Source organism: Trichocoleus sp. DQ-A1 (assembly GCF_039961955.1).
Lineage (GTDB): Bacteria > Cyanobacteriota > Cyanobacteriia > Cyanobacteriales > FACHB-T130 > FACHB-T130.
On the sequence record NZ_JAMPKE010000007.1, the window covers coordinates 146023 to 171464 of the forward strand.

At 47.8% G+C, this 25442-nt stretch carries 15 protein-coding genes, 1 tRNA gene, 1 pseudogene and 1 riboswitch; of the genes and pseudogenes, 10 read left to right on the forward strand and 7 right to left on the reverse strand.

What is annotated here, in order from left to right; all coding sequences use genetic code 11:
* The first annotated feature begins 346 nt into the window (after positions 1-346).
* The 6 genes from NDI33_RS09675 (at position 347) to NDI33_RS09700 (ending at position 8261) form a co-directional block, all read left to right on the forward strand.
* A complete protein-coding gene (locus NDI33_RS09675; protein WP_190676602.1) occupies positions 347-1708 on the forward strand; it encodes a hypothetical protein in 1362 nt (453 codons plus the stop codon).
* A gap of 59 nt (positions 1709-1767) precedes the next feature.
* Positions 1768-2685 carry a histone deacetylase gene (locus NDI33_RS09680; protein WP_190676604.1) on the forward strand — a complete coding sequence of 306 codons (918 nt, stop codon included), beginning with the start codon at positions 1768-1770 and terminating at the stop codon, positions 2683-2685.
* 737 nt (positions 2686-3422) lie between these two features.
* Positions 3423-3507: riboswitch (cyclic di-GMP riboswitch) on the reverse strand.
* The gene (locus tag NDI33_RS09685; protein WP_348245632.1) at positions 3501-3929 is read left to right on the forward strand and encodes a hypothetical protein; all 429 of its coding nucleotides are present in this window, start codon (positions 3501-3503) and stop codon (positions 3927-3929) included. It overlaps the preceding riboswitch by 7 nt.
* 274 nt (positions 3930-4203) lie before the next feature.
* Entirely contained in the window at positions 4204-4668 is a 465-nt protein-coding gene (locus NDI33_RS09690) for a tRNA (cytidine(34)-2'-O)-methyltransferase (protein ID WP_190676608.1), read from the forward strand.
* 860 nt (positions 4669-5528) lie between these two features.
* Complete coding sequence (locus NDI33_RS09695; RefSeq protein WP_190676610.1) at positions 5529-8060, forward strand: peptidoglycan DD-metalloendopeptidase family protein; 2532 nt, start codon at positions 5529-5531, stop codon at positions 8058-8060.
* 128 nt (positions 8061-8188) lie between these two features.
* Positions 8189-8261, forward strand: a tRNA-Met gene (locus tag NDI33_RS09700).
* Positions 8262-8344: 83 nt separating this feature from the next.
* Here NDI33_RS09700 and NDI33_RS09705 read toward each other — a convergent pair.
* Entirely contained in the window at positions 8345-10417 is a 2073-nt protein-coding gene (locus NDI33_RS09705) for an amylo-alpha-1,6-glucosidase (RefSeq protein WP_190676612.1), read from the reverse strand.
* Between the two features lie 145 nt (positions 10418-10562).
* On the opposite strand from NDI33_RS09705, the gene NDI33_RS09710 reads away from it, so the two are divergent.
* Complete coding sequence (locus NDI33_RS09710; RefSeq protein ID WP_190411983.1) at positions 10563-11168, forward strand: peroxiredoxin; 606 nt, start codon at positions 10563-10565, stop codon at positions 11166-11168.
* 83 nt (positions 11169-11251) lie between these two features.
* On the opposite strand, the pseudogene NDI33_RS09715 reads toward NDI33_RS09710, so the two are convergent.
* Positions 11252-11512, reverse strand: a pseudogene (locus NDI33_RS09715) (tetratricopeptide repeat protein); the annotation flags it as partial.
* 355 nt (positions 11513-11867) lie between these two features.
* On the opposite strand from NDI33_RS09715, the gene NDI33_RS09720 reads away from it, so the two are divergent.
* A complete protein-coding gene (locus NDI33_RS09720; RefSeq protein ID WP_190429751.1) occupies positions 11868-12410 on the forward strand; it encodes a peroxiredoxin in 543 nt (180 codons plus the stop codon).
* A gap of 71 nt (positions 12411-12481) precedes the next feature.
* On the opposite strand, the gene NDI33_RS09725 is transcribed toward NDI33_RS09720, so the two are convergent.
* Positions 12482-13087, reverse strand: a complete 606-nt coding sequence (locus NDI33_RS09725) for a hypothetical protein (protein WP_190429752.1) — start codon at positions 13085-13087, stop codon at positions 12482-12484.
* Between the two features lie 296 nt (positions 13088-13383).
* On the opposite strand from NDI33_RS09725, the gene NDI33_RS09730 reads away from it, so the two are divergent.
* Positions 13384-14817 (forward strand): efflux RND transporter periplasmic adaptor subunit, encoded by a 1434-nt coding sequence (locus tag NDI33_RS09730; RefSeq protein WP_242033173.1) that lies wholly within the window; start codon positions 13384-13386, stop codon positions 14815-14817.
* Positions 14818-14917: 100 nt separating this feature from the next.
* Positions 14918-18166, forward strand: a complete 3249-nt coding sequence (locus tag NDI33_RS09735; protein ID WP_190676617.1) for an efflux RND transporter permease subunit — start codon at positions 14918-14920, stop codon at positions 18164-18166.
* A gap of 159 nt (positions 18167-18325) precedes the next feature.
* Here the strand turns inward: NDI33_RS09735 and NDI33_RS09740 are convergent, their stop codons facing one another.
* The 4 genes from NDI33_RS09740 to NDI33_RS09755 all read right to left on the reverse strand — a co-directional run bounded on the left by NDI33_RS09740 (position 18326) and on the right by NDI33_RS09755 (position 25148).
* Positions 18326-21784 (reverse strand): GAF domain-containing protein, encoded by a 3459-nt coding sequence (locus NDI33_RS09740; RefSeq protein ID WP_190676619.1) that lies wholly within the window; start codon positions 21782-21784, stop codon positions 18326-18328.
* Between the two features lie 266 nt (positions 21785-22050).
* On the reverse strand, positions 22051-22509 hold the full coding sequence (locus tag NDI33_RS09745; protein ID WP_190676621.1) for an NADAR domain-containing protein: 459 nt from the start codon (positions 22507-22509) through the stop codon (positions 22051-22053).
* Positions 22510-22942: 433 nt separating this feature from the next.
* Entirely contained in the window at positions 22943-23824 is an 882-nt protein-coding gene (locus tag NDI33_RS09750; protein ID WP_190529175.1) for a tetratricopeptide repeat protein, read from the reverse strand.
* 190 nt (positions 23825-24014) lie between these two features.
* Positions 24015-25148 carry a geranylgeranyl reductase family protein gene (locus tag NDI33_RS09755; protein ID WP_190429905.1) on the reverse strand — a complete coding sequence of 378 codons (1134 nt, stop codon included), beginning with the start codon at positions 25146-25148 and terminating at the stop codon, positions 24015-24017.
* Positions 25149-25442: the final 294 nt, after the last annotated feature.

A 25442-nucleotide genomic window follows, 5' to 3' on the forward strand; every position in this document is an offset into this window, starting at 1 on the left:
TCGCTTGCTGATTTCTCTTCTCTCCATCCAGTTTAAACTTCTTCCCTTGCCGGGAGTTGCTGGGACACGAAGATATCGAGGTGTTGTATCCGGCGTATCTACAGCGATCGCTCGTTTGCCTTATCTTCAAGTCTAAAATGGGCTGAATCCTGCGTGGGTAAGAGATGCTACGCAAAATTTAGCGATCGCTTCTAAATCTACCTTGAGCAGGTTTCGTCATACACTCTATATTGGTTCTCAGTCCGCGCCAGCGGGCTTTGTTTAAAAGTTCTCGCAACTTCTACTTCCTTTCTTCTGAAGTGGGGTTGGCATAGCGGTGATTTGAATCTCCAGGTATGGTGGCAATATGTTTACTCTTCCGATGAACCTGTTATTTCTTCCTAACCTGGATCTATTTGTTTACCACTTGAGAAACGGGTTGGGAGACGATGCAGAGCAAATCAACCAAAACCAGCTCGCGTTTTGGGATAACTTCCCGTTAGAATTGCAAAGAATTCTTGTCGCTGCTGACGATTCAAATTACAACGAGCCAGAATATTTAGAATTATTGCGTTTGGCGGGGGAAACTGAAGCTTTTTATGCTTTTGAATCTCGCACGGAAGGATATCCAGTCAAAGGCTTTTATTATCCCGTGCGATTTAGCGATAGTTATGGGCTTTTGTTTAATTGCCACATTAACGATCGAGACTATCTGCAATCTTTTAAATGCTTTCCTACCCTCAAACATCTTGCTGCTGATAAACAAGGCAATCTTGGGAAAACTTGGATCGTTTCCGGGATTTTGCCTCGGAACTGTGAAACCCCTTTAGAATGTCTCGCCCAAGAAGCTTACGAAACTTTGAAGTTTGGGAGATGGAAACAGCAAAAGCCAAGCAAAGGAAAGTTTTTAGGGGCAACCGTTTTTGAAGTGTGGCTACCTCCCCAGCGTTGGGACATGGAAGAGAATCACCATGTTTTGGTTATCTTTTATCCCGATGTAGCCGCCGAAACTGAAGCTGCTAAATATTCTGAGGTCTGGATGCAGTTGTTTTACTACCGCAATAAAATTATTTGGTCTTATTGTGAAGCTCAGAAACTCAGACAGCAATTGCAAGAGAATTTCGGCTATATTTTTCAAGCGGGTGAAATGCTCAAGCAGCTACCGTTAAAAGAATTGCAGAGAATTTTAGAAGTGAATATAAAAATATTGTCCCAATATGCTTCAGATTTAAACCATCTGGAAATTCAGTTACACGCGATTGAGACATATCAGAAACAATACCAAGAACATTTTAATTACTTGCTACAAGAAGCTAGCAAATATGGAGAAACCGAGCTGGATTTTCTGGCACAATTCAACCAAATAGTCAAGCAATACGAAATTCAAATTCAACAAGATCGTGCCAGCTTTAGCCCTGCATTGAGAGTGCTAGAAGATGTGATTAACACGATTCGAGGCATCGTCGAGATTGAACAAGCTAAGCGCGATCGCAATCTGGAAAATATTATCGCCGCTGCCAGTCTGGGAGTGGGAACCGCCTCAGTCGCCGCCTCTGCTTCCTCGGCGTTGGTAAAAGATTTTACCCAGCCTTACCCTAACCAAATCGACAACCAACTATCCGCAGTCATCCCCTTGGCGAATTTGGTCATTGTCATCTTGTTCAGTATTGGTTTAGGTTGCCTGGTTAGCGGTTTTGCCTGGAAAATATTGCGATCGCGTAGCGTCTGAGGAAAATTGCCTCGGAAATCCTCTCTTCCTTTGCCTCTTGGCAGTTCAAAATTTTAAATATGGACTTGCCAATTATTTACCACCCGGATTATGTCGTACCTCTTCCAGAAGGGCATCGCTTCCCCATGCCCAAATTCAGCAAACTCTACGAAATGCTCTTAAGCGATCGCGTCGCGCATCCAGAGCAAATTCATCCGCCCGAACCTCCTCCGCCAGCGTGGATAGAACTCGTTCACACCCCAGAATATGTCCGAGCATACTGCGAAGGCACCCTCGACGCCAAAGCCCAGCGAAGAATCGGATTGCCCTGGAGTCCCGCATTAGCGAATCGTACCTGCGTGGCAGTGGGCGGGACGATTCTTACTGCTAAACTGGCACTCACTCACGGTTTAGCTTGCAATACTGCGGGTGGCACTCATCACGCCTTTCCCAGTTATGGTTCGGGTTTCTGTATTTTCAACGATTTAGCCATTGCTGCCCGCGTGCTTCAACATCTGGGATTGGTGCGCCAAATCTTGATCGTGGATTTAGATGTCCATCAAGGAGATGGTACCGCCGTGATTTTCCAAGAAGATAGCAGCGTCTTCACCTTCTCGATGCACTGCGAAGTTAACTTTCCCGGAACTAAACAACAAAGTGACTTAGATGTTCCTCTCCCGATTGGGATGGAAGATGACGCCTATCTACAAACCTTGGCAAAATATCTCCCAGATTTGCTCTCACAAGTCAAGCCGGATCTTGTTTTATACGATGCTGGCGTCGATCCTCATGCTGGCGATCGCTTGGGCAAACTCGCCCTCACAGACACCGGAATCTTCCGCCGGGAAATGCAAGTTTTGAGTACCTGTGTGGCACTCGGCTACCCAGTCGCCTGTGTGATTGGCGGGGGTTATGCTGACGATCTTGACTCCCTCGTTTATCGGCATTCCTTGCTACACCGAGCCGCCACCACTGTCTATCATCAGTACCAACTTTGATGCCAGACTAAGGGCAGAGGAGCCATTTCGTCTTCCTCGATACACTTTTTAACGGTAGCGGTATCCCGTGTCCGTACTTCGTACTCACTCATCTGAGGAAAAACCCCTTGCTATCAAAAGGCTTTGAAATTGAAATGTATACCGGCACCCCCAATGGTGACATTGTGGGTTTATCCGATCGGATTGTGGCAGACCTAGACGGGTTCATGCGGGAGCCGGATAGCCGCAACGTGGAATATATCACAGAACCCTTTTATTGTTACGACCGATTATTGTGTGCCTTGCTACGCCCTAGACGGCAACTCCGAGAGTATCTAAAACGCCTGGGAAATTACACCTTGATTCCGGGGAGTACGCTGTCTTTAGGCGGCAGCGATCGCTTCTGGCGATCTGACCCTAGCAATCCTTACCACGACTACATTGAGAACACTTACGGCACCAAAGTTGTCACCGCCAGCGTCCACATCAACATTGGCATCAGCGATCCCGAAACCCTGATGCGGGCGATTCGCCTTGTCCGCCTAGAAGCACCCTTATACCTCGCTCTCAGTGCTTCTTCCCCGTTTTTGGATGGGAAAGCCACTGGCTATCACTCGACTCGCTGGGGACTGTTTCCAAAAACCCCAGCCCACGTTCCCTTATTTGAAAGCCACGCCCACTTTATCCAGTGGACGAAAGCCCAATTAGCCGCCGGGACAATGCAAAATGTCCGCCACCTTTGGTCATCCGTGCGACCAAATGGCAACCAGCGCCCCTACGACCTTAATCGCCTAGAACTGAGAATTTGCGACCTAATCATCGATCCGGTTGCCTTGTTGGCGGTTACAGCCTTGCTAGAAGCGCGACTTTTGCAGTTGATTGATGACCCCAGCCTCGATCCCCTAGAAATGAGTCAATTGTCTTCACAAGACTTAATTACCCTGACTGACGCCAACGAAGACGCCGCCGCCCGTCAAAGTTTGGATGCAACTCTGAGACATTGGCAAGACGGCAGACCGATTCTGGCGCGGGATTGGATTGAAGAAATAACCGGCGAAGTTTGGGATCTGTCTAAACAGATGGGCTTTCGCTGTTTCTTGTCACCCCTGAAAAAGATTCTCCGGGAAGGAAATTCGGCTCAGCGATGGTTAAATCTCCAAAACCAAGGTTTTGACACTTCCAACGTGATGATTGACGCCATTCAAGCGGTGGCAGACCAAGAGCGCGAACTGGAAGACAAATTGTGCGAGAGCCTAGTTGCCTGAAGCACTTGAAGGATCGAGAATGAAGCTTGAAGGCAGAGAATTATCCTAAAGCCTTCATTCTTTATCTTCGATCCTTCCTAGCCCCTGATTTCTTTTTTTGCCTTTTTATGGCTTAATTTATTGGCTAAAAAGAATCATTCGGGAATTAGAATATTTAATCAATTTGATCTGGGTGAGTCATATAACAAATATGTATAGGTTCATGTCTCTTTGGGTATAATTTGAGTTTCCAGCGTGAATTTTAGTGTTAGAGCCAGAGTAATTAGTAAGTCTCATGCCGTTTGTTGTTCTCTACAAGCCGCAAATTCCGCCCAACACCGGCAATATTGCCCGTACCTGTGCTGCCACTGGGACGGAATTGCATTTAGTCGGGCCGTTGGGTTTTGACATTAGCGATCGCTATCTGAAACGTGCCGGTCTGGATTACTGGCCCTACGTCAATCTGCACTACCACATTGGTTTAGAGGATTTTCAGGCATTCCATCAGCAGCGAGGGGGACGATGGATCGGCTTCAGCGTTTCGGGAAGCGATAACTACCTGAAGTTCGAGTTTCGGGCAGATGACTGGCTATTATTTGGTAGCGAAACAACTGGATTACCTCCAGAAGTTCTCGCCCTTTGTGCCAATACTGTCTATATTCCAATGTCACAGCCGCACGTTCGGAGCCTGAACCTTTCTGTTAGTGCCGCAGTCGGTTTGTTTGAAGCGCGTCGCCAACTGGGGATTTTGTCCTCCTGAAGGAGGCAAACAAGTCCTTTGCTCATTGCGTGTTATCAATCTTTAGTCAGGTGTTCGCAGATTGAGTTAAAGGTTAGAAATTTGGTTTGACCTTTTCTCTAGGAATCTCAAACGTGTTAACCGGCAACTGTTTGTGACCATTTCTGGCTGAGCTTTCCCTATGACTTCTTGCTCAACACTCGGTGACGAATGACTCTTTTCCCTTTCTTGAGAGAGTTTCTTTTGCGTCCTTCAGCTATCTAGAATACCGAATGAGCGCGGCTTAGATAAGAAATTTCTATGAACAACAGAGTAACAACGGGAAATTGATTGATAGATTTTTTTATCCAAAATCTTTCAGTGCTGAGCCTCTAAAACAACCTCGAATCAATCTTTAGGAAGATTTTTAGTAAATATGCGTCGGTATGCTCTATGCCATTTGTCAGAGTTTTCTCCATGATTCTACGGTTGTTATTCAAGGCAAAATCAGCTTAAAGTCTCATGTTGTAATGGATCAACAGCAGGATGCCAACAACGAAAAAGTTGTTTTCTCAGTCTTCCGGAGTAAAGCAAGTCAAGCAAGTATGTTCCAATATGCACGCCTTAGAAAGGAATACACCATTGACTTGCCAGCTCTTGACAAAAGGCTCCTGATTAACGCAATGATGAAGTCTTCAGCAGGGTGGGTCAAATGTAGGTCGTGCATGATTAAATTTTCCCAGTCATGTAAACTTGTCTAAATCAAAAAAGCAGGGTAATCTTGCCTAGGTATGATTACCGGCAGTGATCCTAATCACTTTTTGATGTGATTTGTCCCATTGACTGGTAAAAAACAATCATTCAGGGACAGTTAAGCGCTCGTCATAAGTAGGAGGTCGTGTTTGAAACGCCCATTCACGCACAAGATTAAATCAGTTCCTTCCTGTGCAGCAGACAAAGATGCGAAAGCGAATCTGTCCGCAGGAAAGCTTTCCGGGGGAGAGTCAGGTTTATTGAAGCCAATTTCTCCAGAGGTTAACCGTCGGGCTCGCACCTCTGCCGCCATGATTGGATTGGCAATCTCAATGGGCACCTCCAGCCTATTGCTGCCTCAACAAGGCGATGAAGCAAAGGCAGCCGATCCGGTCGCCACAGAGCCGACTGTTACCAACGCTCCTGCGGCAACAGATATTGCTGTTGCCGCTCCTGCCTCAAAAGTGGAGCCAGAAACAACTGCTTCAGTCGCAGCAATAAAGCCGGAATCCAAATCTGTCGCTGCTTCCCCAAAGGTAGTAGAGCCAGAATTCACATCTGAGGCCGTTTCCCCGAAGGTGGAGCTGGACGCTAAAGCAGAATCGAAACCAGCACCGCGCGTTATCGAACACAAGGTGCAGCAGGCACAGACAATTTGGCAATCGTCGAAGAACTATGGGGTAGAACCTGCCGCGATCGCCACTTCCAACAACATCAAGTCCAGCTCAGCTCTTCCATCTGGGCAAGTGGTGAAAATTCCTTCAGTGAACGGTATTGTTCACGAAGTTAAGCTGGGCGATACCGTCGAAAAGCTATCTGAGTCTTATGGTGTTCGCCCGATACAGGTGCAGCAATCATCTGGAGCGACAACATCGGATGGACTGCCGGTGGGTCAATCAGTCACGATTCCCGGCAACGTAAATGAGCTATTAAAAGCAAGACAAGACGCTGCCATGAGCCGCTTAAAGGAGCAGCGGAGCCGCTTGCAGAGCAGTCTGGCGGAGTTGCGGTCTGAGGAGACGACAAAAGCATCTGCTGGTCAATTAGAAGTCGCTGAACCAGCCCAAATTGATAGCTCTGAAGCTGCTGAGGTAGAAATAGCTGCTCCTAGAGTGCAAATTCCGGTCGCAGTGCAGATGCCAGGGGAAAACGCCCCCAATCAGGTAATCAACCAAGTACCGTCCGTACCACGCAATATCGCGGTGCAGATGCCAGGAGAAAACGCCTCCAATCGGGTGATTAACCACCTCCCATCGGCACAGGCACGGGAATCGCTAGAAGCATCCCCGCAGGCGATAGGGGTGAATGAAAGCGTACCAATCCCAGTACCGACCGCGACTAACCAAGCGCTGCCAATCCAGACAGTGGCACCCGTACCGATTGCCGTCGTCGAACCTAATGGGGTAACGGCAGATGTTTACCAGGTCAAGGCGGGAGATACGGTGGATGCGATCGCTCGCATTCACGGCGTTTCCAGAGGAGAACTGCTGCGGATAAATCAGTTAGATAACCCGAACATGATTCGAGTGAATCAAGCACTGAAAATCCCGAAAAAACAGACTGTAACTGTAATTCCTGGTTTGAACGCTGCACTTAGACAATCCAAGTCTAATGTTGCTGTACCGAATCTCTCCGTTCCTACTTTGCCAACGGCTGTTCCCTTACCCGTCGCAGCAACACAGGTACGGGTGCAAAGTAGTGCTAACGTACCTATCGTCAAACCAATGTTAGTAGCGGGTAATCCGTTACCCATTGCCACACCCGCTGCCACACCGATTGCCGAGAGGAACCAAACTCAGTCTGCTGGCTTGAAGCAAAACTCTGAGTACAGCACCCAGATTGAGAAACTACGGGAAGACATCATCAAACTACGGCAGCAGTATCGTACCCAGCAAAACGGGGATACCGCTAACTCACAGAACGTTCCGGTTGCTAACATCTCGGTGCCAGTGACTCCCGCATTCGAGCCGGTTGCACCTGTCGTCAACAAACCGTTGCAACGTTCTGAATACTCGACTCCGATCAATCCAGAATTCAGCCCAAATCGTTATAACGAAGCCGTACAAGCAGAAATGCAAAAGCGGCAACGGCAACAACAGCGATCGCAGGCGGCAATCGAAATCAAAGTGCCCCCACCTGCTGCACCACGGGCTAGAACCCAGAAGCCATTGGTGGCAGCAGCGCCCTCCGGAGCGGACACTTATAACCCGACACTCCGGCCCCCCTTCGGGCAACAAGTTGCTCCAGAGTTACCGCCCCTCCCTGGTCCAAATCCCTACCTGCCGGATAGCCAAATCCAATTCAATGGCTACATCTGGCCCTCAAAGGGCGTTTTGACCTCTGGTTATGGTCGGCGCTGGGGACGGATGCACAAGGGGATTGATATTGCGGCTCCGGTTGGCACACCCGTCGTGGCGGCAGCTCCTGGTGTCGTAGTCTATGCACGCTGGAATTCAGGTGGTTATGGAAATCTGGTGGACATTCAGCATCCGGATGGCAGTTTGACTCGCTATGCCCACAACAACCGGCTCCTGGTTCGCGAAGGCGAAGCAGTTGAGCAAGGTCAGCAGATTTCTGAGATGGGCAGCACCGGACGCAGCACTGGACCTCACCTTCACTTTGAGTTGCATCCATCTGGAAAAGGAGCTATCAACCCAATAGCTTTGCTACCCCGACGCTAAAAAAAGGCAAAAGACAAAGCAAAAGACAAAAGAAAATATATTTTCTTTTGTCTTTTTTCTTTTCTTGCGTGAGGGATAGCAATAATCCCGCCAGTATGCTAGGATGATAAGGTTGTTCAAGAAAACTTGGCTCTGTAGCTCAGTGGTTAGAGCAGGGGACTCATAAGCCCAAGGTCGCAGGTTCAAATCCCGCCAGAGCCATTTTAAAAGTTATGAAAAGCCAGGACTGAAGAATGAGTAGGCTTGTGATGGTACTCATTCCTCCATGCTAGTAAGGGTGCTAATCAGTCAGAGTAGTGCCGGATGAGTTCGGCAACAGACCAAGCTTGAGCGATCGCTCCTTGAGCTGCATGAGGCGGATCGCCATCAAAAATTTCCGAAACCGAACCCAGGCAGGCTGAGGACTGCAAGTGTTCAATCATCGGCTGCCAATCAAAAGGGACGGGTTCTGAATCGTAGAGGCGCTTCCAGGCTCGGATAAAGGGGCCAATCAGCCAACTCCAAACCGTACCTTGGTGGTAGGCGCGATCGCGATATTGAGAATTCCCAGCATACGTCCCCACATAGCGGGGATCGGCGGGGTCGAGACTGCGGAGACCGTAGGGTGTCACTAAGCGATCGCCTGCTACCTTGAGGACAGACCGCCCTTGCTCGGTAGGAAACCCGCAATGATAGAGCGAGAGCGCCAAAACTGCATTCGGACGAATTGTGGGGTCTCGCACATCATCCGGTGCGATCGTATCGTAGAAATATCCCAGCGTCGGATTCCAGAACTTTTGCAGCGATCTCTTCACCTGTTGCGCCTGCTGAATATAGCGTTCTCGCTGGTTAATCCGCCTCTGTGAATTCGCGCCTCCTTCCCTTAATAACAATTCTGCCCATCGGCTAGCCCAGCACAAAGCAGAGTACCAGAGGGCATTAATTTCTATAGGTTTACCCCGACGAGGCGTTACCGGCTGACCATCAACCACCGCATCCATCCAGGTAAGCGCCACTCCTGGCGCATCCCAGGTAACTAGCCCATCCGTGGCATCAATCCGGACATTGTACAGGGTGCCAGCCATAAAGCTTTTGTAAATCTGCCGCACCACAGGATATTGCTGAGCCAGAAAATCCCAATCCTGCGTTGCTTCTAGGTAAAGACCCAAAGTTTCAATCCACCACAGCGCAGCATCAATACTGTTGTAAAATGGCTCAGCTCCAGTATCTGGAAACGCATTCGGAATCAAACCATTCCGACAATAGCGCCCAAAAGTTTCCAGCAGTCCCTTCGCTAACTCATAGCGCCCAGTCGCTAAAGCTAGTCCTGGTAGAGCAATTAGCGTATCGCGTCCCCAGTCATTAAACCAGGGGTAGCCAGCAATCACAGTCGGGCCAGCAATGGAAGCGCGGTAGACAATAAATTGATCGCCTGCTCGCAACAGCTGCTGCCAAATATCATTGACAATGTCATTGTCAATGGTTGAGGGTTCGTTGCCATGAACCCTCAACAAGGGACGGCGAAGCGCTTTCAGTCGTTGTTGCTCAACCTGCACTGCTTGCTCAAAGTCTAGGGAACTGAGCTGTGATTGTTTGGAGTTACATAATCCCACTTTCGCTTCTAGGGTGAGGGAGTCTCCCGGTTGTAGGGGTACTGTCAGGTATCCAGGGCTGTAGAGGTCTTCCTTGTCCCCCAATCCCCGCCGCTTCTCTTCTGGATAGTAATAATGCCAATACCAAACGGTGTCTGGTTGATAGCGACCCTTACTCCAGCGCAATTGCCAGGGAGTCCCAGTCCAGTCAGGACGCATCCCTTGCAAGCAAATTTGCTTTTGACCGACTAATTGCGAGAAGGACAATCCGGAAGCGCCGGATTGCTGGTGGTGAAAGTCGCGATCGCCAATTACCGGGCGTAACCTCAGCGTAGCCAACTCAGTGCCTTCATAGCGGTACTGAATCAAAATCCGGTGACAAAACTGGGGAGTACCTACTTGCTCAGTCTCCTTCCCGCTACTTACGCTCTGTGAGCTACTTTCTACTAAGCCATAGGGCATCACCAGCTGCCTGCTTAGCTGCCAGTTATCTTCACCCCAAACCCAACGGGGAAAGGGGTCAATGTCAAAAGAACGCAATAACTCGTAGCCCAAAGGGTCAATTTTTCCATCTATCCAGAAATTTGTCCCTAGTGCAAATACCCGTCCTCCTACATCCAAACTGGCATCCAGGTGAGACAGTAATAAAGTGCGCTGACTCGGCGGATCGAGGGCGGCAATTAACCAACCGTGATAAGTCCGAGTCCGAGCATCACAAACCGTTCCACTGGCAAAACTTCCTAACCCGTTGGTCAGCAGCCACTCGCGCGTATCCAAATTCTTCATTCCTACTCAAACTCGTTATGAGTATGATATAGTTGTTACAGTTCGTAAATTAGCTGTCGTTGCGTCTAGGGTAGACCTCAACTAGATTACCCTTGACTCAGCACGAGTCAATGCAAAATCTATTCCATTTAAGGAGAATCTATTCATGACCCACCACACAGAAGGCTGTCTTCGGGTTGGACAAACCGCCCCGGACTTTACCGCAACCGCTGTGGTCGATCAGGAATTCAAGACCATCAAACTGTCTGACTATCGTGGCAAATATGTAGTCTTGTTCTTCTATCCTCTTGACTTTACATTCGTTTGTCCTACAGAGATTACAGCTTTTAGCGACGCTTATTCAAAATTTCAGGATCTCAACACTGAAATCCTTGGTGTCTCTGTAGACAGTGAATTTTCCCACTTGGCATGGATTCAGACAGACCGCAAGTCCGGCGGCGTCGGCGACCTAAACTATCCCCTCGTTTCCGATATTAAGAAAGAGATTAGTGCTGCTTTCAATGTCCTCGATCCAGAGGCAGGCATTGCACTCCGGGGGCTGTTCATCATTGATAAAGAAGGCGTGATTCAGCACGCTACGATTAACAACCTGGCTTTTGGTCGCAACGTCGATGAGACTCTGCGGACGCTGCAAGCAATCCAGTACGTACAAACTAACCCCGACGAAGTTTGCCCCGCTGGTTGGCAACCCGGTGACAAGACGATGGTTCCCGACCCCGTCAAGTCAAAGGTCTTCTTTTCTGCCGTCTAAATTTCTGGTGTCGAGTTAGTTTCAGAACTGATTCAGTCGTCAATTAATCAAAAACCCCAATACATTTGATGAGATTTTTCCTATCAGATGTATTGGGGTTTAGTTTTTGATGCTTGCGATCGCGTTAACTCCTGTAACGCTGCTTGCACGATATCTAGATGCTGGTGATTGTATGCGATCGCTTTTTCATAGTCTCCCAAGGCACGGTAAGCCTTTTCCAGATTGTCCAAAGTAAGGGCTTCAGACTGTTGATTGCTGATTTGCCGCCAAATGTCCAAAGCTTTTTCGTAAAACTCAATCGTTTGCTTATATTCTTCTAAGGAAAAGAAAACTACGCCCAAATTTCCTAAAACTGTCCCTTCTCCCTGAACAAAGGAATTTTCTTTGCAATTACCAAAGCCTCCTTATAACACATAGCCAAGATTTGTAAGAGAGGCTACTTGTCCCTCAGGATCGCCAGTTTTCTGTGAATCTGCGAGTAAATCCTGATACGTGGGTCTTGCGCCCAGTGATGTTACAACAAAATTCAGGGACTTCTAAGAAGAAGAAGTAATCCGTCAGTTAGTTAATCGCATTCCTGAAATGGAGAGGCGACTTTTTGAGGGATGAAGGATGCGATCGCTCTCGACGATTCGCCCCTGTTCGCAAAAAAGTAAAGAACTATTACAATTACAGCAATAAGACCAAAATGATATACCGATGCTGACATCTACTGACTTTAGCGGACTGTTAAATCAACGCTTCTTTGAGAATTTCTTGCCGATTCCAGCAACCAGCCGTTTAGACCTGGGTGAAACGACTCCAGCATTTGAACTGCCGGACATTACTAACGGGAGGAGAGTTAAGTTATCAGATTACAGGGGAAAGCAACCTGTCATCCTTGCCTTCACCCGCATCTTCACCGAAAAGCAATATTGTCCTTTTTGCTTTCCTCACATCAAAGCGCTGAATGAAAACTACGAGCGCTTTACCAGTTTGGGCGTCGAGGTTTTGATGATTACCAGTACCGACGAACAGCAGAGCAAAACGGTTGTCAAAGACCTGGGTTTAAAGATGCCCTTGCTCAGCGACCCCAGTTGTCGGACGTTTCGAGCTTACTGTACGGGTCAAGCTTTGGGTGCGCCTCTGCCAGCCCAATTCGTACTGGATAAACAGGGAATTCTGCGCTATAAACATTTGTTCTCCTTCCTCGACCATAATGCTGAAGTGGAGAAGCTGCTAGAGACGCTCAGCGGATTGTAGATTACTGGAATTAATACTAATTAAGTTGCGTTCAAGACCCTACTTTGTCTGAACGCAACTTGGGATGAGTATCAGGGAAGTGGGCGAGAAACCCTGCGGAAAAGCGGCACATCGTTAGCCATTGAATTCGCCATCAAGAGAATATTTGACCGTTCTATAGTGGGAAAACTAACGCGATAAATGAAGTCATCCTGCTGCCACATCACTGAAGAAAATTCATAGGATGGCTTCTGCTTTTTTCCTTCCAATAGATATCCTCTAATATCTTTCCTTAAGGTGATGCGATCGCCTGCTGCTTTATGTTTTTCTAATTCTCGTATCGCATTGAGAGAATTCTTTTTCTCAACCGAAAAACTTCCGACTAAGCACGGTTGGGGATTACTGTAGCAGGTAAAAAGGCTAACAGTATAAGCTAACGGAGTTTCTGAGGGGAAGACGCGGACAATCAACTCAGAAGGATCTACATCGGTGGGGCCACTGAGGAGAATTTGGGACGGCAAGCGCATAATCAACCCAGGCGGTACGCTGCTTTGAATTGTCTCTAAATGGCGTGTAAATACAGGCGCGGGACGAGCCTGTACGGGTACGTTCTCGGATGCCCTAATTACTACAGTCCCAGCCACCGCCAGGACGACTGACAGAAATAGATTTTTAACCCGCAAGAATTGGTAACGCAAGGATTTGAGAGTTTGTCAAGGGTTTTAAAAAAAGCATAGCAGCTGGAATGTTGCTCAGGGCGATCGCTCGCCCAAAACCAGAAGGCAAATGCCAAAATCCGACCTTAAGGCTGACCAAGAGAACTGCCTTCGCACTTTATGATTTGTAAAGTGAACGTTTGTAAACTATCAGCAGTCTAAATAGACAGGCAGGCACAGAGCTAACCTGTTGCCTTTGCATCTCACCGCTGGACAGCCCCGCCCAAGGCGAGTCCGAACCGTCTCCTGAGTGGAACACCCAAGTGCAACTTAAGCGTATGTCTCCTGATATATCTGCTGCTCAAGCCTCTCGGCAGCAAACGAGTCAAAAATCAACAAGCCAACGGCAAAATCAAAAAATTCCCCTATTTATATTGATATTTGCTGTTTTAGGGATGCCTGGGTTGACCAGTTGTGGCATTCTGCCGAAAGCAGAAGCGGAGGCTCAATCTCCCAGAGGGCAAGAAGGGGGGCAAGGAAAACCTACACCAGTGGATGTGGCGATCGCTCGCAGCGAATCGCTTCAAGAAGATGTAAAATTTATCGGCACGACTCGCCCACTCAGAGAAGTCTCGGTGCAACCCCAAGTGGAAGGACGGCTGCTCTCTCTTAAAGCAGATGTGGGAGATCGGGTGGCGCAGGGTCAAATTGTTGCCCAGTTAGATGACACCACCTTGTTGACTAGCGTGAATCAGGCGCAAGCAGAACTCGCAACGCTTCAAGCAGAAGTTGCCCGCGCCCGAACTCAGGTAGCGAATGCCCGGACACAGGTGGAACAGGCAAAAGTTGAATTGCAGCAAACACAGCGGGATGCGGCGCGACTGGCTGGCTTGGCGAGACAGGGTGCGATCGCGCAGCAACAAGCAGAATTAGCTCAAACCGAAGCTCAAACGGCTCAACAAGCTTTGCTCTCTGCTCAGGCACAGGTGAGTACAGAACAGCAAGCAGTCGTAGCGGCTCAAGGCAGAGTCAAGGCGCAACAATCTGTACTGGCTCAAAATCGCGAACGCCAATCTTATTCAGTATTAACTTCCCCCATTAGCGGCGTTGTCGTTGCTAAAGGGTTAGAACCGGGGGATTTAGCGAATCCAGGTAGTGAAATCTTAAAAATTGGAGATTTCAGCCGCGTCACAGTAGTGGTGCCAGTTTCAGAATTGGAATTGTCAAATATCCGGGCTGGACAATCGGTGCGGGTGCAATTAGATGCCTTCAAGAACAGGGAATTTCTTGGACAAGTAGCTCGCATTTCTCCGGCGGCGAATGTAGCGGCTCGTCAAGTGCCGGTAGAAGTCACGATTGCCAACCCCAAGGGTGAGATCGGCAGCGGACTATTGGCACGGGTCAGCTTTGCCTCAAATGCATCCCCACGGGTCGTGGTGCCGCAAACGGCGCTGCAAGAAGCAGGAGGGAGAGGGGGACAGACACAAGGGAGGCAGGCACAAGGGGGACAGGCAAGGAGCGAGGGAGAGAGCGCTTCCAACTCCCAAGAAAATGCCAAATCTAGCAAAGCGACGGTGTTTGTTGTGACTCGTGAAGGGCAACAGCCAAGAGTGCAGGCTCGATCGGTGACAGTGGGCGATCGCGTAAATGGAAAAGTAGAAATTATGTCGGGATTAAAGCCAGGAGAGCGATTTGTCAGCCGCGCTGGTAAGCCGCTCAAGGATGGCGAACTTGTAAGCTTAAGTGTTTTATCAGAAACCGCAAAGCCCTAGAGTTTTGAGTTTTGAGCTTTGAATTCTTAATTCAAAACTCACTCATGCACTCAAAATTCCGAATTCACTCAAAATTCAGAACTCAAAATTCAAAATTATTATGTCTGGATTTAGCCTAAGCGCGATCGCCATCCGCCGTCACATCGGCACACTCATGCTCACATTATCTGTGTTGGTGATGGGAGTGTTCTTTCTCTCCCAACTCCAAGTCGATTTGTTGCCATCTATCACATATCCGCGAATTGGCGTGCGGGTAGAAGCGCCTGGAATTTCCCCCGAAGTGGGAGTTGATGAAATTACCAAGCCGCTAGAAGAAACTCTAAGTACCACACAAGGAGTGGTGCAAGTTTACTCCCAAACCCGCGAAGGGCAGGTGAGTTTAGACTTATTCTTTGAACCGGGAGGCAACATTGACCAAGCGCTCAACGATGCCACTGCTGCCTTTAACCGGGGTCGCAGCAGACTCCCCAGCACCATCGAAGATGCGCGTTTGTTTAAAGTTGACCCCTCCCAGCTACCCGTTTACGAAATGGCGCTGCAATCCTCTTCCCTGGGGGATGCGGATTTGCGGGTATTTGCCGATGAAGAATTATCCCGCGAACTCAGTGTAGTCAATGGTGTCGCCGCCGTCGATGTTGCGGGTGGGGTGGAAGAACAAGTGCGGGTGCAAATTGACCTGAATCGCTTACAGGCGCTGGGGGTGAGTTTGGTAGATGTGTTGAATGCTTTAGGCGATCGCAATCAGGACATCTCTGGGGGTCGCTTGCAAGGCAACGACTCCCAAACGCTAACCCGTACCGTCGGACGCTTTCAGGATGCACAGGAAATTAGCAATCTCTCCTTTGAAGTTGCTTCCTCAACTCCCAGCCCAGTAGGAGCGCAAAGCCCTACACTTTTACCACAATCTCGCGTTTATCTAAGAGATTTTGCCGAAGTCATTGATGGTACAGAAGACCAGCGGGTATTTGTCTATCTTAATGGGCAACCAGCGGTAAAACTCAGCATTCAAAAGCAACCAGATGCCAATACTATCGAGGTGGTGGAAGGAGTTAAAAAACGCATCGAAGAACTCCGCCAATCGGGTGTAATTCCCGCAGACATGAAACTGCTACCCACCTTAGATGAGTCAAAATTTATTCGCAACTCCCTGAATGATGTCATCGTTTCTGCCATCTCCGGAGCATTACTTGCAGCCGTAGCAGTTTTATTCTTTTTAGGGTCACTGCGACAAACTTTGATTATTTCCCTGACGATTCCCCTTTGTACTCTGACGGCTATCGTCTTGATGAAGTTTTTTGACTTGTCTTTGAATGTGTTCAGTTTGGGAGGTCTGGCGTTGGGGATTGGTCAGGCGATTGACACCAGCGTCGTGATCATGGAGAACATTGCGGAAAGCATTGGCATGACTCCAGGCACTCGGACAAAGCAACGGTTAAACAAACAAGAGATAATTGATCAGTCGATTGTCAGTTCCCAGGAAGTAGAATCAGCAATGGTTGCTGCTACAGGCGCTAACCTGGTATCTGTAGTGCCATTCTTGCTAATTGGTGGCTTTTTCTCACTACTATTTAATGAATTAATTCTGACGATTTGCTTTGCAGTCGCAGCTTCACTTTTAGTAGCTCTGACCGTTGTACCTGTTCTCACATCTCGGCTATTGGCTATCCGCTGGTCGAGTCGGGTAGGTGAGTTTCAGTTGTTGCGGCAATTTAACCGTTCTTTTGAGGCGGCAACTGGCAGCTATACTCGCACTTTAACGAGGGCGCTGCCTTATCGAATACTGATAATTGCGATTTCGGTTCTGGTTTTGGGAGGCGGTAGCTTGTGGATGGCAGGGCAAATTCCTCAAGAAATTCTGCCTCGTATTAGCACTGGTCAAGCAAATTTATCTGCCCAGTTTCCTCCGGGAACTAGCGTGGAAACTAACCGGAAAGTGATGGCAATGGTTGACGAAATCCTCACAAAACAGCCCGAAACTGACTATGTATTTAGCACAGCCGGAGGTTCTCTTTTCGGCAGTAGCACCAGTGCAAATCCCCTCCGAGGTTCCAGCTCCATCACCCTCAAATCCGGTACAGATGTCGAGAAGTTTGTCGAAAAAGTTACCCAAGAGTTAAATAAACTGAATTTAGCGGGGATTCGTCTGCGGCTCAATCCCGGTCAGGTGCGAGGTATCATCCTAACGAACTCGCCAGTGCGGGGAGCGGATGTTGATATCATCCTCCAAGGAAACGAAGATCGACCGCTGCAACAGGCAGGGCGGCAAGTGGTGCAAGCCTTGGATGAGCAAGTAAAAAGTGCAACGTTTCGACCGGATGCTGACCCTCGGCAACCAGAAGTGCAGATTCGACCGGATTGGGAGCGTGCAGAGGAGTTGGGGTTGACGACGCAAGACATTGGGCAAACGATTCAGACAGCAATCGAGGGGTCGGTACCAACGCAGTTGCAAAGAGGCAATCGCTTAGTAGATGTGCGCGTACAATTCAATGAAGAATCGGTGCAACGCGCTTCGCAATTAGAGGAGCTGCCCTTATTTGTCAATAACAACAGCTTAGTTCGGCTGGGTGATGTCGCGACCATTTCCGAAGGGCAAGCGCCTGGAGAAGTGCAACGGATTAACCAACGACAGGTTTTTATCATTGCTGGGAGTCTCAGCGAAGGAGCTAACCTCAGCGATGCCTTTGCAGAGGTAGATCGGGTGTTAGAAAATTTGCAGTTACCTGAAGGCGTGACTGTACTTCCTAGTTCCGCAGCCGAAACCAATCAGCAGTTGCAAAATTCTCTGAAAACTTTGGGGGCGCTATCAGCCTTCTTAGTGTTCGTGGTCATGGCGGTGCAGTACAACTCGTTAATTGACCCCCTAGCCATTATTCTGACTTTGCCATTAGCTTTAGCTGGGGGAATTATCGGGCTTTACGTCACTAAAACCGCCATCGGTGCTACTGTTCTAGTCGGTGCCGTTCTGCTGGTGGGCATTGTGGTGAATATCGCTATCATCATGATCGAGCTAGCGAACCAGATTCGGGAACGAGAAGGATGCGATCGCCAAACTGCCATCATTAAAGCCGCTCCCCAACGTCTGCGACCGATTATGATGACTACCATCACGACGGTTTTGGGCTTACTGCCGCTAGCCCTGGGCATCGGGGAAGGCTCGGAATTCCTACAACCTTTGGGCATCGTCGTCTTTTTTGGGATGTCTATCGCCACCATCCTCGCCCTGTTTATTATTCCCTGTTTGTATGTGCTGCTGCACGAAGTACCCGGAAGCCAGCAGGTACTGAAATGGCAGCGATCGCTATCGAGAAAATTTGCCCGTAAAACTTTTTCGAGCGATCGGAAGTTCTAATTTGTGCTGTCTTTAGCACTCAGAGTTTAGCCCCACCCCTGTCCCTCCCGGTCAACGGGAAGGAGTTCAATATTCCCTCTCCGTCAACGGAGAGGGGTTAGCGGTGAGGTTCCGAGTGTGTAGAGAGTTCGTTTTTTGGCCCAGCATCAATTGCTTCTTTCAATTTTGTGGGCGAACGGGAATTTCAATCCAGAACTCAGTGCCCTTGTCTGGTTGAGAAAAACACTTAAAGACGCCGCCGTGTTTTTCTACCACAATTTGATAGCTGATCGACAGTCCCAAACCCGTGCCTTTACCAACCGGCTTTGTCGTGAAAAAAGGATCGAAGATTTGCGCCTGCACCGCCTCTGGCATACCAGAGCCATTATCAATAATTTGAATCACCACGTTAGCAGGATGAGGGATGAAAGGATGAATAGGTGAATCGGTTTCATGCTTTATCCTTCCTTCTTGCTCCTGTATTTTTTCACCTTTTATTCTTTCTGCTTCCTCCTTCAAAAAGGTGCGGATAGTAATCTGAGCGGGTGAAGTTTTAACGTCTGATGATGTTAGGGCAGTATCTGTGTCACTTGCGTGGTGCAAATAACCAGCAGCTTCTCCCCTTTCCATCGGGTGGTTCGATCGCTCCCAGTTGTTTTGCTGCTCCAGCGCGTCAATCGCATTGCTAAGGACATTCATAAACACTTGATTGAGCTGACCGGCATAACACTCAACTAAGGGCAGATCGCCATAAGCCTTTACAACTTCAATCGTAGGAGTATTACCCTTCCCTTTGAGTCGATGTTGCAAAATTAACAGCGTGCTGTCTAAACCCTCATGGATATCCACCCGTTTCATCTCGGCTTGGTCAAGGCGAGAGAAATTCCGGAGAGACAGCACCAGTTGACGGATTCTGTCGGCTCCCACCTTCATTGACGACAGCATTTTCGGCAGATCATCAGCAATGAATTCCAAATCGATTGCTTCTGCGTGTTTGGCAACCTCCCGATCGGGATGGGGGTAACGCTCCTGGTATAGATGCAACAGATCGATCAAATCTTTTACGTACTCGCCAACGTGAATGAGATTGCCGTAAATAAAATTAACCGGATTGTTGACTTCGTGAGCCACACCTGCAACTAGCTGTCCCAAACTCGACATTTTTTCTGTCTGAATCAGCTGGGTTTGGGTTTGTTGTAATTCTTGGAGGGCACAAGCGAGTTGTTCTGCTTGATGCTGGGTTTGAGCGAGTAATTCTGCTTGCTGTATTGCAACTCCCAGCTGAACAGCAGTCTGGGTGACGAACTCAATTTCTGAGACATCCCAATGTCGCGTTTGCGAGCATTGATGGATACATAACAATCCCCAAAGGATATCCCCTTTTAGCAGCGGCACCACGAGTTGAGCTTGGACTTGAAATTGCTCCAGCAGCTCGATATGGCAATCAGTTAAGCCTGCGTTGTAGATGTCATCAACTACTTGAATCCGACCCTGTTGATAAAGTACAGCATAGTTTTGGGAAAAGTGGCGGTCGTAAACTTTGGTTCCTAAAATCGGCTTTAAAGCTGGTAATACGTCCTCTGAGACAAATTCATCATCCAGCGAGCCAGAGGCGGAATATAAGCGAAATACTGCCACTCGGTCAGCCCCTAGCAGTTGTCGGACTTCAGTGGTCGTTGCTTTGAAGATTGTATTTAGATCGAGGGATTCTCGAATCTTAGTAATGACTCCAAACAATGCTTGTTGTTGTTCGGCAGCTTGTTCTAACTGTTGTGCTTGAGCGGTAGCAGTAGCAGCGGCACTACGGCTTTGTTCGTAGAGTTCGGCTTGCTGAATTGCGATCGCGGCTTCATTTGCCAGCTGTTGCAGCAAATCAATTTCAGCAGTCTTCCATTCCCTAGGAGCTTGGCACTCATGGGCAATTAGTAGCCCCCATAGCTGTTCCCCCATGTTAATCGGGACAACTAAGTTGGCTTGAACCTGAATTTTCAGTAAAAACTCTATATGACAGGGATGTAAATCTGACTCAGCTACGTTATGAACTGCTCGAATCCTTCCTTGCTGGTAAGCAGAGGCGTACTCCTGAGGAAAGCATTCATCTTCGTATATCTCTCCCAGAATTGAGTTCCAGCTACCTGTCACTGCTTCTACAACCACCTCCCCTTGCCAACTTCTGGTGAACTGGTAAATTACCACTCGGTCTGTGCTTAGCAGTTTCCTGACTTCCTGCACAATGCTTTGTAGGATCTTCTCTAAATCCAGAGTGCTGCGAATTTGGTCTGTGACTTGCTTGAGGACTTTGGCAAACTCTAAGGACTGTTCTAGCTGGACAGTTCGCTCTTGAATTTGATGCTCCAGGTTGCTATTGAGAGACTGCACCTGTGTGTACAGGAGATACTGCTCAATCGCCATTGAGAAGTGATGACCCAAGGCTTGAGCGAGTTCAATTTCTCCCGGCGTCCACGCTTGTGCTTGACCTCGTTTCAGTTCCCTCCATGCCTCAAAGGAATTACGAGGTTGCAGTTGTCTCCGATCCGGGTCGAAATTTCCAGCCCACAAAGTTTCCGTATCAATTTCATTACGAAAAATGCACAAGTATCCCAGAAACTGCTGACGATACTGGAGGGGGACAATCAGGATGCCCCGAATTCGAGTCGTGCGGAACGCTGGCGCGATGACTCGCAGATGAGGTTCTTTATAGAGATCCGTCACTGCCTTGATGGGATTGCAGGCAGTGTCTTGTAATTTTAAATATTCCTGCCAAACGGGATGCTCTTCAAGCGGACGATCTTTCCCGATGGCTCCTAGCATCGGTTGATCGCCGCAGGCAAATAGGATTGCTTGACTTGGATTTTCTGCCGCTATGTAAATTCTGCCCCCACAACCTTTAAAGGCTGCAACCGTTTCCGTAAGGGCTTCAGAAAGCTGAATCGTTGGTAGTGCATGGAGCAGGGTGGCGACTCGGTTAATCCGCGCTTCCCGCGTTGCTTGGGCGCAGGCGAGTTCGAGTAAGGTAGATTGAGCGATCGCAATTGAAACTTGATCTGCCACTAACTGGACGATTTGCAGTTCTTGTTCCGAAACCGAACGCGATTCAGCGTGATGCGAGACTAATAAACCCCATAGTTCCGGCTGGGTCTCCTGCGTGCGGGCATCATGATATAGAATCGGCACCACGAGGGAAGATGTGACTCCCATTGCCGTGAGATATTCAATATGGCAGGAATCTACTGGGCGATAGCGAACATCTTCCGCCTTCAAAGCAGTACCTGTCTGGGCGCAATCCAAGGAACTCAGACCAATCAACCCTGAGGAAACATCGACAATTGAGCGCTGGCGAGCTTTCAGAAACATCTCGCGGGCGTGGGGAGGAATGTCATCAGCCGGAAAATTTAGCCCTATCAAAGATGGCAGGCGATTGTTATCAATTGCCTCGGCAATCACTTCTCCACTGCCATCGGCATGAAACCGATAAATCATCACGCGGTCGGTTTCAAGCAATGAGCGAATTTCAGCGACTGTCGATGTCAAAATTTCTGGCAATTCTAGCGATCGCCGAATCCGATTGGTAATTCCGTGTAATAAGCTTGCTTGGTCTATTTCGTGCTGCATTGTTTGCGTATTATCACTTAAGCTCATTCCCTCTATCCACCACTTTTATAAATTCAGGCATGAATGTTTTTGTATATTTCTATTCTGTAACTGAAAAGTCATACTGGGTATTCGTAAAACTATTGATCTTATAAAAGTTTTAAAATTATTGTTAACTTTAATATTTTCAAGGAAAAATAACTCAAAAATGTTGACAGTTTATATAAGACATGCTATAAAAAGCTAAAAATATTTTCCCTAAAAAAATCGCTAATTCAGATTAGCTAAATATATAAATTCACAAAGGAGTAACGCTACTTTTTTCCTAACCGTTGCCGGATTTCTTGACGGACACTCATCAGGATTTTTCCCAAATGATTTTGTCCAGTTTTTTCTACACCGCAACCCCAGTAATAATCGGTGGGAGAATCCTCCACGATTGGGCGATCGCCGGTCGAAAGCAAAATGGATTGAATCTCTAGGTGAGTTAGAAACTTGATTAGTACGGCTTCGCGCATAATTTGGGTTTTCACTTGTTCCCAGTCCGGACGGATGCGGCGGGTGCGATCGCGTCCCAGTGTCGCGGCTTCCATTGGCGTCTTCGCGCTAGCGATCGCTGGGATTAACGCTTCATCCTCGGTGCCAACAAATTTTTGCGCTTGATAATAATGCTCCACCGTCATCCAATCTTGACCCAGCAGATAAATGTTATGAGGAGAAAAGTTGGAAAAACATCCGTAGGGATCTTCAAATTTATAAAAGTAAATCGTCATGTCGAAACTATAAAAGTGCTTGTCCCAGTTCTACCATGCTTGTTGCTGCAAGGGATGCAGTCGAGTAGGCGACTTTCAGCCGCTCGAGTATTCAGCATTATCAAAGTTGAGGATGGTAAGTACCTGTTGCCAACATCCCAACCCAGCTTTGGGTCTGTCTCCCCAATATGGTTCGGTGAAAATTATTGTTTGTTGGGTGGAGAAACGAAATCCAACAAATGCGAACTTTGGTATTTTTCGCCCTAACCAAACCGTATTCAGTGTTTCCCTGGGGCTGGTTGCCTAGTTACAGAACTTTCAGAAAACCTTATCGCTCAACCATTATAGGGGCACAGCATTGCCGTGCCCCTACTTTTTAAATCAACAATTGTGCCCCTACTCCTGGGAGTAAAAACCCTATCCTCTTTTCAGGGAACGGGAGTGTTAAAACTGGTTACTGTTTCCCTAAAGCCTTTAATCCCTGATCGATCTGGTCAGCTTGCTGAGTTTGACCTTGCTCTTTAAACAAGTCTCTGGCTTTTTTCATCGCTTCGATTGACTCAGACTTCTTACCTTGTTGATTTAGAGCTACCCCTAGACCAAAGTAAGCAGGTGCTGCTTTCGGAGCAATTTCGGTGGTCTTTTTGAGAGCTGCTACTCCCTCATTTAACTTTCCTTGTTTGACCAAGGCAACCCCTAAGAAATAGTGTGCATCTGCACTTTTCGGGTCAATTTCAATTGCCTTCTTGAAAGCCTCAGTCGCTTCGGGTAATTTACTGTCACCTTGGGCACCTAAAGCAACTCCCAAATCATTGTAAGACCTGGCGTTTTTCGGGTCAATTTCAATTGACTTTTTGAAGTTGGCAGCCGCTTCAGGTAATTTGCCTTGATTGACCTGAATAAATCCTAAGTCATTATAGGATTTGGCATTTTTCGGATCAATTTCAATTGCCTTTTTAAAAGTAGCAGATGCTTCTTCCAGTTTCTTTTCTTGAACCTGAACAAATCCTAATTTATGATATAGCTCTATATTTTTAGGACTATTTGCAATTGCCTTTTGAAAAGCATCACTGGCTTCAGGAAATTTCTTTTGGTTGACCAGAATAGTTCCTAACTTATTGTAACTTTCTGCATCCTTGGGATTAATCTCAACGGCTTTGTTGTAGTCAGCGATCGCTTCGTTTAATTTGCCTTGTTGAGCTAGAGTATTCCCTGAGTCAACATACTTTTTAGCGTCAGCCTCTGATTTTTGACAACCTAGCGTCAGGAAGCTTAAGCATCCCGCTGCTAAAATCATCAGCCCGAACCTGGATAACTTTGCAGTCCTAGAAGACATAACCTAGCAAGTTTCTGGATGAAAGCCCCAATATAACACATGAGGAAATTGCACCACTGACGATTTAAAAGGGGGTTGCACTCTCAAAAATTTAATTTTGTAGAGTGAGGAATACCTACCAAATCTTATCTGGGTGGGCTTTTGCCCACCCAAAAGAAGTCAACCCTTACTAACTAAATGCTCAATCGTTTTACCCACCCATTCCCGGTATCATGCTCTTACTGAGGCGTTTGATAGCACTCTCTGCCACTTCAGAGTAACGACTCTCTCCGCACAGAATCTTGCCCATGCGCTCAGTGGCACCAGGGCGCTTAACACCGACTCGATAAGCAATCCCAGGAACTCTGTAAAACACTCCTGCTAAGCGTTGTGCCCACTGCATATCCGATCCCCATTCTTCGGCGATCGTGCTGGTATATCTTTCCAGAGCATTGCCATCCCCGGAGAGTGATTTGTCAATCGCTTCCGCTGCCTTCAAGCCGCTAAACATTGAGGGACGAATTCCCTCAGCAGTAAACGGATCGACGACACAGGCGGCTTCTCCGGCTAAAACTGCATTTTGCGTATGCAGCCTTTGATTGCCATCCCATAGAGAAAGGGGATGACCATATTGCTTGCTCTGATTGACCTCTACGCCGAAAGATTTGGCGTACTCAGCCAAAATTTTCTTAAAGTCTTGGGGTTCACCGCCGATGAACGTGCCAACGCCGATAGAATAGCCGTCTGCTTTAGGAAAGTTCCAAATATAGCCATTTTTGACCATCCCAAATTCAAAATGAATCTTTTGTTGGTTGGTATTTTGGGCGGGTATTTCTGCTTCTAAGGCTCCAGCCAGACGCCGTTTGCGCTCTTTAAAGTCTAACCACTTAGCCATTGGCCCTTTGGCTCCGTCTGCGGCAATCAGATAGCGACCTTCAACGGGTCCATTGGCAGTGTTGACTTGCCAGCGATCGCTCTTAAACTCAATCCCCGTTACTTCAGTGTTGTCTCGCAGTTCTGCGCCTTGTTGCTGCGCCTGCTGCATCAGGAAGTTGTCGAAAACGTCTCGCCTTACCATCCAAATCGGTTGTCCTGTTTCCAGCCCTACTTCCACCGGATCGCCCATTTTCCAGGTGTAGCGGAGTGATTTGAGCTTTAAGGAAATCGCTGGAGAAAAATCAAAATCAAACCACTCTTGTATCGCTGGTGATACTCCACCCCCACACGGTTTGTAACGCGGCATTGCGTCTTTTTCTAAGACTAAAACCGAACGTCCTCCCTTAGCTAGATGATAAGCTGCGGTTCCACCTGCTGGGCCAGCACCGACAATAATGCAGTCAAACATCGTGTTAATTTTTGCTTCTGAACACACTTGCAATTTAAGCTTGTTAAGCGAAGAATTTACATCCTCACGCTTGACACTCACTGGTAATTAAGCTTAATTGCTTTCCCTACCAGCTAGCTATTTGCGTAATTATGCTTATCTCGGTAAAACGTATACAATTTCAGGCTTTCAGGATTTTTAAGATAAATATTATTCGCCTTGATTTAAATTTTCTCTTGACTTCTAGAAGACAAACCGTGTTTTCCAGTACGTAGTCGTTCAGCTTTTTCTTCCAGACAACTAGAGAGCGCGATC